The organism is Treponema endosymbiont of Eucomonympha sp. (assembly GCF_001028545.1).
The window spans coordinates 1-630 of the sequence record NZ_BBPW01000402.1 but is presented as its reverse complement, the minus strand read 5'-3'; the positions used below and the strand labels follow the sequence as shown (position 1 = coordinate 630).

Annotated in this window: 1 pseudogene; it reads left to right on the top strand. The window is 56.3% G+C overall.

Annotated features, from left to right (window positions below):
- Nucleotides 1-127: pseudogene (locus AWU74_RS10795) on the top strand (IS5/IS1182 family transposase); the annotation flags it as partial.
- Between the last annotated feature and the right edge of the window lie 503 nt (nucleotides 128-630).

Below are 630 nucleotides of genomic sequence, written 5' to 3'. Positions count from 1 at the left end.
AAACGTCTTCCGCGCCCTCAAACGCTGGCGCGGAATCGCTACGCGCTACGCAAAGCTCACCGCTTCCTTCATCGCCGCCATTCATGTCAGGTGTTTATTCCTCTATCTTCCAGTCCACACTACCTAGCCGCTTATCCGTACTACGGCTTTATATCGCCTGTCGGTCGGATTGCTCGGCAGCCTTGCCGGTGAAAACCGCCCGCCGCCCTTCGGCAAGTCTTCACGGAAGCGACGCTAGCCGTCAGCCTCTATGCCAAGCGAGTTTGCGAAGCAAACTCGGTAGTCGCTTACCCGTAATATGGCATAGAGGGCTTTCGCTTTTCGGTCGGATTGCTCGGTAGGCACGGTAGGTACTTACCCGTATTACAGCATATAGGCTTTCGCTCTTCGGCAAGCCCGCTCGGTAGCCTCGCTGATGGGAACCGCCAGCATATCGCTCGGCAGACCCGGTAGGTTCTTATCCGTACTACGGCTTTAATCGCCCCTCGGTCGGCTTGCTCGACAACACCACTGGTGGAAATCGTCAGCATATCGCTCGATAGCCGCAGTAGCCGCATATCCGTATTGCGGCTTTATGTCGCTCCTCGATTGGCTCTCACGACAGTCCCGGTAGGTACTTACCTCTCTGTC